Genomic DNA, 14,213 nt, shown 5'->3' with positions numbered 1-14,213 from the left:
ATGAAATCAACTGGTATTGTAAGAAAAGTAGATGAATTAGGACGTGTTGTAATTCCAATTGAACTTCGTCGTACACTTGGGATTGCAGAGAAGGATGCACTAGAAATCTTTGTTGACGGAGAACGCATCATCCTTAAAAAATATGAACCTGCTTGTATCTTCACAGGAAACGCTGAAGACCTGGTTTATTATAAAGGGAAGATGATCAGCAAGTCTTGTATTCAAGAGATGGCATCCTTGCTTGACGATAGTTCCCAAACGAATTCATAATAATAAAAGGCTATTGCTCCTTTATAAAGAGCAGTAGCCTTTTTTCTTGAATATCTGACATAATTCTTATCAATTAGTCTTGGTGGTATTCATTATATACTTCTCTACGTGTCAGCCTTCGATCTTCAGCTGTTCTTTTACACGCTTCTTTAATAGACATTTCCTGTTCTGTATAATGATCCACATGTTCTTTGAGACTGAAGGTACTCCACCAAATCTCTGCATCTTCTTCAATTAAAAGTTGACCATCAAAGCCAGAAACAATTATACAAAACTCTCCTCTAATCTCTGCTTGCTCTAGCCACTCAATCAGCTCAGACATCGTGCCTCTGGCAAATTCCTCGTATCTTTTGGTCAGCTCTCTTGCCAGCACCGTCTCACGATCCCCCAATACCTCTTGCATAGCGCCCAACGTTTTCGTAATACGATGGGGTGCTTCATAGAACAGCAACGTTTCTGGGTAAAGAGCTAAACGATCCAGTTCTACCTTACGCTGCTTTTTATCACGTGGTAAAAAACCGCAGAACACAAATTTTTCAGTAGGTAACCCAGAGGCAATCAATCCTGTTAACGCTGCATTAGCACCAGGTATAGGAACCACCGTACAACCAGCGTCAATCGCTTCTCGGACAAGGTCGGCACCAGGGTCGGAAATGGCAGGTAATCCGGCATCACTAACTAGAGCAATGTTTTTTCCATCTAACAGCCAGTTAATTAATTCGGGTCCACTAGCTACTTTATTGTGTTCATGATAGCTAAGTGTACGTTTTTCTATCTGAAAATGAGTAAGGAGCTTTCTGGTTTGGCGTGTATCCTCACAAGCAATAACATCCACCTCACGCAATGTCTGCAAAGAACGGACTGTTATATCATCCAAATTTCCGATAGGTGTTGCCACCAGATATAGGATACCTGTGCTTTTGTCCTGAGCAAAACTCTTTTGTATATTCATCTATCGTAACTCCTAAATGGTTATTTCATCAATCAAAGTAGATTGAACCGACGGATTGCCAAATAAAATCAAACTTTCCTTTGCTGAGCGTTGAAGACGTTTAATTTGTTCTTCCCTTTTAAGTCCCCATGATCGATCAGCGCCTTCCTCCCAATACACCAATTCAATAGGACAACGCCCTCTTGTATATTTGGCACCCTTCCCTATTCTATGCTGCTTGAGTCTACGCTGTATCTCCGTTGTGTATCCTGTATACAACGAACCATCTGCACATTGTAACATATATACAAAATGACTTTTATGTGAGGGAATCTCGCTTTCCATAATAGATTTCATATAATTCATCGCAATACTCTTCCCCTTGCTTATACACAATCAGTGGAGGTTGTATACGAAGCTCCGGTTTCCCTCCGCGTATCCCTTCCACAAGTACCATGTTAGGTTCACTGTCTTGGCGGGAATGCACGAACCGCATACGTTTAGGCTCGATTCCATACATTCTCATTCCAGTAACAATATCGATCAGACGAGTAGCACGATGCACTAATGCCAGCTTACCACCATTCTTCAGTAGCCTACTTCCAACTCGTAGTACATCATCTAATGTAAGATGAATTTCGTGACGAGCTATGGCACGATGATCATTTTTACTTACCTCTCCTGTGATCGGAGGCATATATGGTGGATTACAGGTGATGAGATCATATTTACTATCTCCAAATCTCTCTACTGCCTTACGTACATCACCATGATGAATAGTAATACGTTTTTCTAACCCATTCATGATTACATTACGGTCTGCCATGTGAAACAATCGTTCTTGTAATTCAATACCTTCAAATTCGGCAAATGGTGTCCTTGTGCTCATTAAGAGCGGGATCACTCCATTACCTGTGCAGAAATCTAACACTTTTCCCCTTTTAGGTACCTGTGCAAAACGAGCAAGTAACACTGCATCCATAGAAAAGCAAAACACTTCATGGCTTTGAATGATTTTTAATTCGTAGGTTAACAAATCGTCAATCCGTTCTGTATCATACAAGGTAACCTGCTGTTTTTCTGTCATATTGTATCCTCTCTTACCAATCAGAAGGTAGCTATACTATCAATTTATCAGTAAAAAGCGACCCGTCTGTGTAATAGACATCAGGTCGCTTTTGTTTTTCGTATCACTTGTGTCCACCGCTTAAAAAAGATAAGCAGAACAGGCAATCGCCTTCTTTTCTTATACTACCATAATGTACGTTGCAAATATGAAATCCTTCCGCATATAGTCGCGCAAGGTTATCGTATCCTTCGCCCACTATTTTTTGATTGCCTACTATCTTTTGACTGGTTGCTACCCTTTTTTGTTGGCCAGCACTTTGCTTTTTGGAAGTAGACTGATCGACCCTTTTCTGGAATCGGTTACGCAAGTGTTCATTTTCAATGAGAAGCTGAGCATTCTCTTCCAAAAGGTTGACGATCACGTCTTTTAGGCTGCCAATCTCCTGATAGAGTTCGCCCACTCTCTCTTCCATGCTCGCGATTTTAGCGAAGATTTCCTGTTTCTCCAACTTCATCACCTCTCGCTACCCGTCCTCTATCCGATCTCTGGTCGACTTGTTACGATCTCATCAAAAGTAAACTCCATGACTCTTCCTACTTCTAGGAGATCAACCTGAGCCACCCTGCCTAAAATATTCAAGCTTACAACTCTGCCATCCCCCATTGGTGTTTTCACCCATGAGCTTAGTTCAGGTATCTCTTCCTTCGTTGTTTCGTAATTATCATTTTCATACTTCAAACAGCACATGAGACGTCCACACAAACCGGATATTTTAGCGGGATTAAGCGAGAGATTTTGATCTTTCGCCATTTTAATGGATACCGGTTCAAAATCACCCAAAAAGGTGGAGCAGCATAGCATTCGACCACAAGGTCCTATACCGCCAAGCATCTTAGCTTCATCTCGAACACCAATCTGTCGCAATTCAATACGCGTACGAAAAACTGCTGCTAAATCCTTCACTAATTCACGAAAATCAACGCGGCCGTCCGCCGTAAAATAAAAAATAATTTTATTTCGGTCGAATGTATACTCAACATCTACCAGCTTCATTTCCAGTTGATGTTCTCTAATCTTGGTTTGGCACACCTGAAACGCATTTTTTGCAGCAGATCGATTCTCATCGACTTGCTTAGCATCTGAGTCGTCGGCAATTCGAATCACTTTTTTCAAAGGAAGAACAACATCAGAGTCTTCCACTGTCTTTTGTCCGATCACGACCTTGCCATACTCAACACCCCGTGCTGTTTCAACAATCACGTGACTGTCTTTGTCTATCTGCATTTCGTCAGGATCAAAATAATATATCTTACCCGCTTTTTTGAAGCGGATTCCGACCACCTCGTACAAAATTTATCCCTCCTGGATATGAAGAACAAGTCGCTCTAACGCTAATTGTGGGTTAGCATTACGCTCTATCCGATTTCTTGTCTCCATGGCTACATCAATTCCTCGCAATATCTCGGTTTGCGCCCATTGCAAGGCCTGCTCTTCTAATGCATCCTGTTGGTCTATGTTGATGATGTTGGCCCTACGCCCTACTTGAATATAGAGGATATCTCGCAGCCAAAGGATGAGCAAATCCAGAAAGAGAGGAAGTTCTTCTTTTAATCTATCGTTACGTTGAAATTGATCTTGAATCGTAAACAGCGCTTGGGAATCACGTTGTTTCAAATCCCTTCCCAATTGTATCACCATAGCTTTAAGCTGTGCAAACCATTCTGATTGGCTTAATAGCCGGGCATCGTCCAGATTTGTTGTAATTTGGGAAGCAACTTGGGCTAAGCCCTTCGTAATTCCTTCGTTTACAAGCGATTGCACTATCATTTCAACCGGTAGAGGGTTGAATACTACTGTCTGGCATCTGGATAAAATTGTGGGTAAAATAGCATGGCTGTTTTCAGATAGCAACAAAGCAAGCACACCCACTGGTGGTTCTTCTAAAAATTTCAGCAAACTATTTGCCGCTTGGGTTGTCATTTTATCTACATGCTCTAGAATATAAACCTTATTCTTCGATTCAACAGCACGCATCTTCATTTCTTTTTGCAAGGCTCTTATCTGCTCTATTTTGACAGATGCTCCATCTGGAGAGATTTGATACACATCAGGATGATTCCCTGATTGAATACGTTGACAGTTCAAGCATGTCCCACAAGCGTCACCGGGCTGATCTAAGCAAAAAATGGATTTGGTCAAGTGCTCGGCCACTTCCATTTTGCCTACCCCTTTTGGCCCTGTAAATAGATAAGCGTGGGCCAAACGATCATGCTTCATACTATTAGCTAAGATTTCCGACACACGCTCTTGTTTTTTTGCTACATTACTCCAGCTCATTTATTGTCACCTAAAAATATAAATTAATTAGCATGCCTCTGATTTCACCAATTCGAGAAAGCATATCTATCAGAGGGGCCTGCTCACTCAATAGATCATCTGCCAATGCCAATAATTCAGCATCAATCTCTTTGATAATTTTATGAATACGACCTCTTCCTCGACGATTGGTTCCTCTACGCTCGTCGAGAGTAATTCCAAACCGAACGGCTTCCTCCATAAATCGCTTGATAAGATTACGATACGAATAGTAATCTCGTACATTGCGGGAGCGAGCCAAAATATCCCCTTGTTTATCTATTTCAGTAAGCAGAAGCTGAAGTCTTTCCTCGTTCAATCTCTGCCCTTCACCTTTAACCATATCTCGAAAGTTCATCTTTTCCACAGATACATCTCTGCGTTGACCAATCCCTTTTACTTCAAATGTAGGTCTGATGCCATTATCAATTTTCACTTGGTCCTCACTCCCGCTCACCTTTACCCGAAACTAAAAAGAATGGAAATGCTCTACGTCCATCACAAATACGGCTGCGCCCCCCACTTGTACTTCAAGTGGATATGATAAAAATGAATCCACTCCACTTCCAAGTGGCGACACAGGGGTCACCATCTGTTTGCGGGATTGGCAGTTCTGTTCAATGATGGTAATAAGCTCTGTTACACGACCATCATCGGTCCCTACAAGAAACGTTGTATTCCCAGCGCGGAGAAAGCTTCCTGTACTGGCCAATTTTGTAGCACGGAATCCTTTTTTCACAAGGGCTTGTGATAAACGCCCACTGTCTTTATCCTGCACAACAGCGATGACCATTTTCATAGTGATTTCATCCTTTCTGCTTCGCAATTGTAGTGCTTAGCTCTCTTACCAGTAACACCATGTAATTACTCTGGCTATAATTCGATTGAAGGGTACCACTTTCCTTTAGAAAAGTGCATTACTTAATCGGAAAAATCAAATAAAATCTGGTAATTTGTTATTTTTAAGGGGCTTACCTTATTGTTATGTCAAAACAGCTACTTGGTGTAATTTTTGTAGCTTTCACACAAGGAAATCTTCCTTAGTGCTTTTTCCTATTATACAGCATGTACGACCTATTTTTCATTCAAACAAATTTTTCTTACGACGAAAAAAAGAGCATCTCATCATTGTTGCTTTTCACCGTCTGGCGAGGAAAACACTTATGATGCGTCTGCTCTTTGTTTCGGGTTATCCGTCTATGCTTTTTTTATTTTTTCTTGCATAATAGTAAGCATTTCGTCTACTACCTGCTCTATTGGTTGGTCAGCATTAATACGAACAATCCGTTCTGGGAATTTAGTAATCAATAGTTCATATCCTTCACGTACCCGAGTGTGAAATGACACTTTTTCCAAATCAAGACGATTTTTTTCCCGATTAGAATTAGCTTCAATCCGAGCTAGTCCCACTTCTGGGGATACGTCAAGATAAAAGGTAAGATCAGGCATACGATCCTGAATAGCAAATTGATTAATGGCAAATATTTCGTCTGTAGGTAGCCCTCGCGCCACTCCCTGATAAGCTAAACTACTATCAATGAATCGATCGCAAAGTACAATTTTACCTTGCTCTAACGCAGGGATCACCTTTTCAACAAGATGCTGGCGTCTCGCTGCTGCATATAATAACGCCTCTGTTCGCCCATCCATTTTTGTATTTTCTCGATTCAATATAACTTCACGAATTTGTTCAGCGATATCAACCCCACCTGGTTCACGTGTGACTAAAACCGCCGATCCCTGTTCTGTTACTCTTTTTTCTAAAAGCGCGATTGCAGTGGATTTTCCTGCACCGTCTCCACCTTCTAATGAAATAAACATGCCTGCGTTCACCATACCCCTTCGTTTAACAATGTTTACCTTTTATGACTTGAATGGTTTTTACAGTAGCATCCTTCACACCATGAAAGCGGGCCTCTCTTCTCTGTAATTCCTGTAAAAGAGAAATCACTTGTTCATCTAGGACTTCACCTGGAACAATCATAGGTATACCTGGTGGATATGGAATAACCATCTCAGCGCAGATGTGCCCCTGTGCTTCTTCTAATAATAGAGATTCCGCTTCCTCGTCTACAGCTACATGCATACTCATAGCTACTTTACGTAAAAAGCAGGAGGAGACTAATCCCGTTTCAAAAGCACGCAGACCTTCTCCCCTCACTTGTTTTGACAGCTCCTCCACAGTAGCAAGTAACCTTTTACAATCCATCTCTGTTGTGCCTGTGGACCCTAGTAGCAAAAGATGATGCAGTCCCGCTAACTCTGTATAAATATAAGCTTCTTCTAGCTTTGTTTGCAATTCAAACCCTGATAGCTGAGATAAATGTAAATTAATTACAATTCGTAGTGGATCTAGTGTCTGGTATCCTGTTTGTTTTTTCCACCCAGCTACTGTAAACCAATCGAAATGGCTAAGGCGTTCTTTCGTTTTTTCAATAAGCCCAATAGCCTTCTCCAGCTCTTGTTGCCCCTCTAGCACCATATGCCGACGTGCTAAATCAAGAGATGCCATTAGCGGATAAGATGGGCTAGAAGACTGTAGCATCGCCAGATAACGATACAACCGACTACGATCAACAAGCTCTCCTTGGACATGTAGCATTGATCCCATTGTAAAAGCGGTTCCCATCTTATGCGTAGACTGGATTGAAATATCTGCCCCACTCTGCATGGCTGAGGCAGGTAAGTCGGGGTGGAAACCATAGTGAGCACCATGCGCTTCATCGATGATTAATGGAATATGATAACGATGAACAACGGTAGCCATCTTTTCTAAATCAATACCCATCCCATAATAAGTCGGATTGGTAAGAAAGACAGCCTTGCATTCTGGATGCTCAAGTAAAAGTCGCTCTACGTCTTCACGTCGCACACCTGCTGCAATACCAGTCTCTGCATCTACCGCAGGAACAACAAAAATTGGCTCCGCTTTCGCAAGCATCAATCCATGGTAAACCGATTTATGACAATTACGCTGAACAATAATTTTATCTCCAGGTCGACAAATCGACATGATCGTAGCCAAATTACCTACGGTTGTTCCACCTACTAAAAATTTGGTGTCTTCAGCTCCATATGCCTCTGCAGCCAGCTGCTGTGCTTGAGCAATAATATCTTCAGGCTGATGCAGGTCATCTAATCCCGTAATCTCTGTTAAATCAATAGACAAGTATTTTTCAAAAAAAGACCTTGCTTCCTTATCGAAGCTTCTCCCCATCTTATGCCCAGGTACATGAAAAGGATGGGGGTTTTGTCGTGCATGCCTCTGTAGTGCATCAAACAGCGGAGCTTGGCGCTGTCTCTCCCAAAAATCTTCCTGATTTTGCATCATCTTTTTCACGTCCTTTTGTTTCGGTACCCCCTATTGTACCATGTTCAAAAGTCTAAAAGCCCATAAGAAAAGAGGCATCGCCCATTGACATGCCTCTTTTTCATGTTATTATGCATTCTTTTTAAACCAGATCTGCCGCATCTGTTTAATATAAAAGGGATAACGTTCGTCACGTACGTCGGTCTTGACCATTTCTTGCTCGCATGTATAACAAATGAATTGGTTGAAAATGGAGATACCAACGGCTTGTTCCCTATTGCAGATAATGCAGCGATGAGAGTGGTCTTCCATATGGGACACCTACCTTTTCGCTAAGCTTATCAACCATTATATCCCATTATAATCTGTTCCATTCCAAACGTTCGGATTTTGACCAAGTGTTCGATAGCATATTTTCTCAAGTTTTGCTTCATATGATGGAAAACAGTCCACTACGTCTAAAACATTGGGCTTAGCCATACTTTCGTATAAGTTGTCTAAACGTATACTTCGAATATCCTGATCATGTCTCAGAATAAGTAGAGCATCAGCCAGTTTTGCTGCTTCAAGCGGAGTATTGCAATAATGCCAATCTCTAGGTAGATTGTTCGTTTTTTGCTGACACGCTTGCAAGTAACAAGAGACTTCCAAGCAGGAAAGCTGTGCAAGCATATCACCAGGGATAGGTGAATACCCCCAAATAGCTACACGCTTCACACTCACTTGTTGCAACAAATAATTCCACTCACGCTCAAGCCATTCTTGTTCTTGCTGTAACGTCCTCTCATCATAAACATTTGGGAATAGCCACTCTTGTCCAATTCGTCTGTCCATGCCCAGACCTTGCCCTACAATATTTGCTCTAGCCCCCAGCTCATCACATCGGGAGGCTATCCGATGATAAAATCTTGTTTTCTGATTCAAAAATATCTGGCGTGCCCACGCAATTTCAACTGCTTCTTCATATCTGCACACGAATGAAATATAACCTTGTATGGAAAATGCTCTTCGCAAATGATCATGCCAATTTCGTACTGCAAAATCATTCTCGGCTAGACACTCGCAAATACTGCTACCGAGTATAGCCCTTTTTTGCTCCATCCAGCACAGTAAGCGAATGATTTCAATCGAATCCTTGAAAGGTTGTAGTCGCTTTATAAACTCATACGCCACAATATCAGAAAGATTATCTCCTGCTAAAAGTACAAGATAGGGTCGATTGTTTAAGCGTTTATTACCCAAACACCTTGTTATATCACGCTTAAACTGTTGCCACTCTAGGATGGACAGGCTTTCAGTAAAAAGCCAACCGGATATTTCAGCATTTGTCTGCTCCCATTCCTTTGCAGAAATGATATCTATCTCACATGTGCTTAGTACCTCAAGATATTCCCGAGGTAACGATATGGGAGCTACCGAGTGCAGGTACACAAGCGTTGCCTGGCTCAAATATGATCTGCTCCTTCCGCTTGCCTATCATATAATCTGCTCGAATTTATCATTCCCAAAAATGGGGAATTGATGATCTTCGTTTTGATACGTGATCATCCCTTCTAACAAAACAGGTCCCTTTGCTTGCTTCGGATAGGGAACTGCTAAAAGATAAGCAATTGTAGCAGCTACAGAGACTATCGAACGCTTTGTAGTCACGATTTTTCCTCGATGAATAGATGTTCCATGCATGATAAGAGAGGTGTATCGTTCTTTATGACTCAGATGTACTCGTCCACCCATTCCCGTCGCTTCTCCATGATCAGAACAAACAATAAATACGGCTTGATTTAGCTTCCCAAGCTTGTCTAATGTATGATAGAACTGCGCGATCATTTGATCTGTCTGGTTTATTTTTTCAACATATTCGTCACAAGAGACCCCACATGCAATCCCTGTTTGATAGATATCTGTCATTTGCACAAGAAGAAATTCTGGATTGTCTTGATCTATGATTTGAATAGCTTGCTCTATGCGATAGTTATCAGGCTGTTGACTTTCCTGTACATAAGCATGATGAGCTTTTTCATCAAATAGGCAGCTTATCCTCTCCTCAGCCAATATCGTCCCTAGCTTACCTACTTGTTGTAAAACATCAAAGATTGTCTCTCTCTCCAATGTCCTTCGAATACCGAGATCGCTATTTATCTGGTGTTCAGACGGATAGGTTCCTGTTAAAAGAGAGCAAAAACAAGTCTTTGTATCAGCCGGATATACGCTCTCTACCTTATCCCAACTAGTTCCTGTTCGTTGTAGCCAATCAAGAAACGGGGTGTGAGCTTCGAATAATCGTTGCTTATTACAGCCATTCAATACCACTAGATAAACTCTCTCAACCGGAAAAACATACTGTGTAGTAATCTTATTAGCATTATTAATGTTCTCAACAGGCTTCCATGTAAAAAACAATTGATGAACCGTATAACTGTAAAAAAATAATACAAACGCAAATACAAAGTGAGATAGGATACTCTCACTCACCGTCCATTCTTGCCATGCCACAGAGGCTTCCTGCATCGCTATTAGTAAGATCCAGGCTTTGGGCAATTGTTCAAGTATATTGCCACTGCTTGAATCACTAGCCCTAGTTAGCCTTTTCATAAAGCGTATCCATTGGATAGGAAAGCTGATATGCTTACCTCCATAGAAATAGGAAACACCCCATAACACGGTAACCCCTAGAAGATAAAGACAGACCGCATATAAAGTCATACTAAGCAATAATGATTTATACCATAGGAGGCCTGCAAAACACAGTGGTCCTAGCAAAAACCAACGCATATGTAAGGGGTATTCATAGAAAAACAATAATAAGAAAATAGGAAAACATAATAGTAGGGATATAAAAAAGCTTTGCCAAAACACCATATCGAACCATTCAGAGAAATGAAACCACAAAAAAGCAACCACCACGAATAGGAGGGTAAATATGTTTCCCTGTCGGAAAATACTCCAGCAGACCATGGCGATTCTTTCCTTGCTGAAAGCTGTACTCATGGCATCTCCACTCCGTCTTCCTGACATTACCAATTAATCCCTATGATAATAACCCTATATTTCCCTGTCAATTGAAGGATACAATTATCTATACAACCTACCGATAATACTATAGAACGAACAAAAAGGAGGCCTGTTGATGAAAGAACAGACCATTTACAGCTACCGCTTACTATATCGTTTTCGTTGGGGAATTAGCGGTTATCTGTTACAACTAATTGGGATCATTACGGCCACTTTTATTCTGGGCCCCTGGCAAGCTCTGACTTGGTATTCTTTCATTCTTTTCCTTTGTTGTCTTATTTTCATCCCACTTTTACATATGGCAGCCTTTTGGGTGTATGCCTCTATTCTATCCCGGCCATTTCAACTATCCAGCTTGTCTTGGTTGTCTCCTTGGTGGGGCGTTACTCATTCGCTTATGGTGTCACTGGCAAACTACAGAAAAATGGAGACAGTGACTTGTCTAGGTGTATTTTTCACTTGTTTAGCTATTTTTCCATGGTCGTCTTTTCCCTACGGACATTTTTTTGTAATCATAACCATGTTTAGTTTACTTCCACGTCTGATTCCTTTGCTTGTTTCATTCCGCCTTCCACAGGAAGCCTATGTGAAATATGAAAAAGCAAGCCTTGCGTTTCTGATGACTGATGGAAAGAGTTAATGTTTAGCCTAGCAGAAATAGCCGAATGACGATCAGCGCAAGTAAGCCGGGAATTCGTAGAAATCCTGCTATAATAGCTGTTACTGGATTAATCGGCACATAAAATCCCGCCATCTCACCAAAAAAATTAGAGAAGTACAAGAGGATCGCTCCAATAATAACATTGAGCGCAATAGTTCCCGTCCAACGCAGTGGACGGGAAACTGATCTACTAAGCGCCACCAAAACCAGGAACCCAATGATAATCCCAGCTATCATGATTTCCGTGTTCATTTTCCCATCCTCTCCCTCTACGCTTCTCTTTGTTTCTCATTTTGACGGCGTATTTGCTTGAGTAAATACATGTAGCGCTTCTCAGCAAGACGGTATTGATAAATAAAATGGTCAACCTGTTGGACGCCCTCCGAGAAATCCACATGACGCTGGGCATTTTGCCAATACTGTAGAGCACTAGCAATCACTTCATGTAAATGGTAAGGATGTACCTGTTGCTCTTTCATGCTGGCGTTCCTTTTCAACCATTTCATATAAAAATCCCCCTTCCATTCATTCATGAGGTTTATGATTGATAAGAAAGAATGACACTAACTACATTGTTTATTGAATGTAATATAATCGAAGCCCACAGTGAGTGAAAGCGATGACGGACGATTCCAAGCGATAAACCAATCATAAATAAAGGCAGAAACAAAGCTAAATCAATATGAATAATAGCAAACCAAAAGCTAGCGATCAGAATTCCCCATAGAGCACCCCACTTTTTCACTAAATAAGTCTGAAGGACTCCGCGAAACATCATTTCTTCGGCGATCGGTACAAATAAGCCAGTCATAAAAAAGGAAAAGAAAATCGTTATCAAACTATTTTGCTTGGCATCTTTTATTTCGCGGCTGATCCCTTCTTCACGTGCGGAGCTTAATGATATTTGAAAAAAGTCAGCCAATGGCGCCACCACATAGCTTAGCAGGAATGTAATACCCAAATAACAGCCTATAATAAATAAAAACATTCTTCCTATATCAGTCGGATTTTTAAAACCTATCGACTCTAAGCGACCTCGAAACCAAATAAAACAAAACATACACAAGACAATTTGCAAGGAAGCAGATTCTAAAAGTCCTCCTATACTTCCCACTGTAAAAAGTGGATAGGTCACGATCCCCGTCCCATATAAGAAAATGGAGGCATTATAAAAGACTTGCATAAATGCGACTGCATGAATAAAATCTGTACCGTTTACCTGTGTATGACTAGTCGAAGTAGAGATTCGCCGATCTCGAATCAAAGCAATAAAAAACAGGGTACTCGTCAGTAATGTAAGAAATATATTCCCCCATAATACTAAAGCTTGTATCGTTCCCATATTGGCTAACATATGGATTTCCCAGGTACCGTCTGCCCTTCGCAAGATTAATGTTGCTGATAATTGAATACTTATATACAGAACATATTGAAAGGTTAATATCCAAGCCCATTTTACAGAGTGCCTTCTTATAGTTGGCATCAATTGCATATGTGGTTGCATTCATTCACTCTCCTACTCTTTAGGTTATGCCTCGTCCTAGTGAAAAAGCACTTTCTTTCATTTCAACCTTAAAATATCTTATATTATCTCATATAACAAATAACAAAAAGGCGCATGATTTCTCATGCACCTCTTATCCCTATTATTATAATTCTCGGCGACCTTCTAACGCTTTGGTCAATGTTACTTCATCAGCATACTCTAAATCCCCACCTACAGGTAGACCATGAGCAATACGTGTGACACGAATGCCAAAAGGTTTTACTAAACGAGAAATATACATTGCTGTAGCTTCCCCTTCTATATTAGGGTTTGTAGCTAAAATCAGCTCTTGTACTTGTTCATCACCTAACCGTTTGAGCAGATCGGGAATATGAATATCTTCAGGACCAATCCCATCCATAGGTGAAATAGCACCATGCAGAACATGATAATACCCCGTAAATTCTCTGGTTCGTTCCATGGCAACCAAGTCTTTTGGTTCTTGAACTACACAGATGATAGAACCATCACGGCTTTTATCGCGGCAAATCTGACATGGGTCCGAATCGGTGATATTATTACAAACCGAGCAGTAGTGCAGTTGCCGTTTGGCGTTAACCAATGCTTTTGCTAAATCAAGTACGTCATCTTCCTTCATGCTTAACACATGAAAAGCTAACCGACTTGCTGTTTTTGGTCCAATGCCCGGCAATTTCATAAATCCTTCTATTAATTTCGAGACGGGCTCTGGATAAAACACAACGACCTACTCCTTTACGGGAGCTTATGCTGGTAAATTAGAACAATCCAGGAATGTTCATACCGCCAGTAAAGCGTCCCATTTCTTTTCCAACTACTTCATCGACATTTTTCATAGCATCGTTAATGGCAGCAAGTACTAGATCTTGCAGCATTTCCACGTCTTCTGAGTCAACTACTTCTGGATTGATTGTTACATCAATGACTTGCTTATGTCCATTCGCTTTTACAACTACAGCGCCACCGCCAGCTGTACCTTCTACTACTCTGTCTTTCAATTGTTCTTGTGCTTTTTGCATCTCATCCTGCATTTTTTTTACTTGTTTCATCATTTGTTGCATGTTTTTCATTCGTAATTCC

Annotated in this window: 20 protein-coding genes; 2 read left to right on the top strand and 18 right to left on the bottom strand. The window is 41.0% G+C overall.

Annotated features, from left to right (window positions below; genetic code table 11):
- Positions 1–270 carry an AbrB/MazE/SpoVT family DNA-binding domain-containing protein gene (locus ACQV1I_RS00310; protein ID WP_018672337.1) on the top strand — a complete coding sequence of 90 codons (270 nt, stop codon included), beginning with the start codon at positions 1–3 and terminating at the stop codon, positions 268–270.
- A 73-nt stretch (positions 271–343) separates the two neighbouring features.
- On the opposite strand, the gene rsmI is transcribed toward ACQV1I_RS00310, so the two are convergent.
- The 13 genes from rsmI to ACQV1I_RS00245 form a co-directional block, all read right to left on the bottom strand.
- Positions 344–1,222 (bottom strand): 16S rRNA (cytidine(1402)-2'-O)-methyltransferase, encoded by an 879-nt coding sequence (gene rsmI, locus ACQV1I_RS00305; protein WP_116335070.1) that lies wholly within the window; start codon positions 1,220–1,222, stop codon positions 344–346.
- 12 nt (positions 1,223–1,234) lie between these two features.
- The gene (locus tag ACQV1I_RS00300; RefSeq protein ID WP_094702275.1) at positions 1,235–1,567 is read right to left on the bottom strand and encodes a GIY-YIG nuclease family protein; all 333 of its coding nucleotides are present in this window, start codon (positions 1,565–1,567) and stop codon (positions 1,235–1,237) included.
- The gene (locus tag ACQV1I_RS00295; RefSeq protein WP_094702273.1) at positions 1,521–2,288 is read right to left on the bottom strand and encodes a tRNA1(Val) (adenine(37)-N6)-methyltransferase; all 768 of its coding nucleotides are present in this window, start codon (positions 2,286–2,288) and stop codon (positions 1,521–1,523) included. The genes ACQV1I_RS00300 and ACQV1I_RS00295 overlap by 47 nt, the downstream gene beginning before the upstream one ends.
- A 103-nt stretch (positions 2,289–2,391) precedes the next feature.
- Positions 2,392–2,778: a DNA replication initiation control protein YabA gene (gene yabA, locus ACQV1I_RS00290; protein ID WP_094702271.1), complete on the bottom strand. Its 387-nt coding sequence runs from the start codon at positions 2,776–2,778 to the stop codon at positions 2,392–2,394.
- A gap of 26 nt (positions 2,779–2,804) precedes the next feature.
- Positions 2,805–3,620, bottom strand: coding sequence for a PSP1 domain-containing protein (locus ACQV1I_RS00285; RefSeq protein ID WP_018672342.1), 816 nt, complete (start codon positions 3,618–3,620; stop codon positions 2,805–2,807).
- A gap of 3 nt (positions 3,621–3,623) precedes the next feature.
- Positions 3,624–4,607, bottom strand: a complete 984-nt coding sequence (gene holB / locus ACQV1I_RS00280) for a DNA polymerase III subunit delta' (RefSeq protein ID WP_094702269.1) — start codon at positions 4,605–4,607, stop codon at positions 3,624–3,626.
- A gap of 10 nt (positions 4,608–4,617) precedes the next feature.
- Positions 4,618–5,061, bottom strand: a complete 444-nt coding sequence (locus tag ACQV1I_RS00275; protein WP_116335071.1) for a YaaR family protein — start codon at positions 5,059–5,061, stop codon at positions 4,618–4,620.
- Positions 5,062–5,094: 33 nt separating this feature from the next.
- Positions 5,095–5,424, bottom strand: coding sequence for a cyclic-di-AMP receptor (locus tag ACQV1I_RS00270; protein ID WP_003333929.1), 330 nt, complete (start codon positions 5,422–5,424; stop codon positions 5,095–5,097).
- A gap of 398 nt (positions 5,425–5,822) precedes the next feature.
- Complete coding sequence (gene tmk / locus ACQV1I_RS00265) at positions 5,823–6,446, bottom strand: dTMP kinase (protein WP_201747443.1); 624 nt, start codon at positions 6,444–6,446, stop codon at positions 5,823–5,825.
- A gap of 25 nt (positions 6,447–6,471) precedes the next feature.
- Positions 6,472–7,956, bottom strand: coding sequence for an aminotransferase class I/II-fold pyridoxal phosphate-dependent enzyme (locus ACQV1I_RS00260; protein ID WP_116335086.1), 1,485 nt, complete (start codon positions 7,954–7,956; stop codon positions 6,472–6,474).
- Between the two features lie 108 nt (positions 7,957–8,064).
- Positions 8,065–8,247: a sigma factor G inhibitor Gin gene (locus tag ACQV1I_RS00255; RefSeq protein WP_081621625.1), complete on the bottom strand. Its 183-nt coding sequence runs from the start codon at positions 8,245–8,247 to the stop codon at positions 8,065–8,067.
- A gap of 36 nt (positions 8,248–8,283) precedes the next feature.
- On the bottom strand, positions 8,284–9,384 hold the full coding sequence (locus tag ACQV1I_RS00250) for a hypothetical protein (protein WP_116335073.1): 1,101 nt from the start codon (positions 9,382–9,384) through the stop codon (positions 8,284–8,286).
- 27 nt (positions 9,385–9,411) lie between these two features.
- A complete protein-coding gene (locus ACQV1I_RS00245; protein ID WP_236645903.1) occupies positions 9,412–10,527 on the bottom strand; it encodes an alkaline phosphatase family protein in 1,116 nt (371 codons plus the stop codon).
- Between the two features lie 535 nt (positions 10,528–11,062).
- Between ACQV1I_RS00245 and ACQV1I_RS00240 the strand changes: the two genes are divergently transcribed.
- Positions 11,063–11,587 (top strand): hypothetical protein, encoded by a 525-nt coding sequence (locus ACQV1I_RS00240; protein ID WP_116335075.1) that lies wholly within the window; start codon positions 11,063–11,065, stop codon positions 11,585–11,587.
- Between the two features lie 3 nt (positions 11,588–11,590).
- Here the strand turns inward: ACQV1I_RS00240 and ACQV1I_RS00235 are convergent, their stop codons facing one another.
- The 5 genes from ACQV1I_RS00235 to ACQV1I_RS00215 form a co-directional block, all read right to left on the bottom strand.
- Complete coding sequence (locus tag ACQV1I_RS00235; protein ID WP_018672352.1) at positions 11,591–11,860, bottom strand: pro-sigmaK processing inhibitor BofA family protein; 270 nt, start codon at positions 11,858–11,860, stop codon at positions 11,591–11,593.
- Positions 11,861–11,877: 17 nt separating this feature from the next.
- Positions 11,878–12,114 (bottom strand): DUF2508 family protein, encoded by a 237-nt coding sequence (locus tag ACQV1I_RS00230; protein ID WP_116335076.1) that lies wholly within the window; start codon positions 12,112–12,114, stop codon positions 11,878–11,880.
- Positions 12,115–12,146: 32 nt separating this feature from the next.
- On the bottom strand, positions 12,147–13,112 hold the full coding sequence (locus ACQV1I_RS00225; protein ID WP_116335077.1) for a CPBP family intramembrane glutamic endopeptidase: 966 nt from the start codon (positions 13,110–13,112) through the stop codon (positions 12,147–12,149).
- A gap of 145 nt (positions 13,113–13,257) precedes the next feature.
- Complete coding sequence (recR, locus tag ACQV1I_RS00220) at positions 13,258–13,854, bottom strand: recombination mediator RecR (RefSeq protein WP_018672355.1); 597 nt, start codon at positions 13,852–13,854, stop codon at positions 13,258–13,260.
- A gap of 37 nt (positions 13,855–13,891) precedes the next feature.
- Positions 13,892–14,203, bottom strand: a complete 312-nt coding sequence (locus ACQV1I_RS00215; RefSeq protein WP_116335078.1) for a YbaB/EbfC family nucleoid-associated protein — start codon at positions 14,201–14,203, stop codon at positions 13,892–13,894.
- Positions 14,204–14,213 lie beyond the last annotated feature (10 nt).

Source organism: Brevibacillus sp. JB24b (assembly GCF_051713385.1).
Classification (GTDB): Bacteria; Bacillota; Bacilli; order Brevibacillales; family Brevibacillaceae; genus Brevibacillus_B; species Brevibacillus_B laterosporus.
Note: the sequence above shows the minus strand (reverse complement) of the source record. Positions and strands in the feature narration are given on the sequence as shown.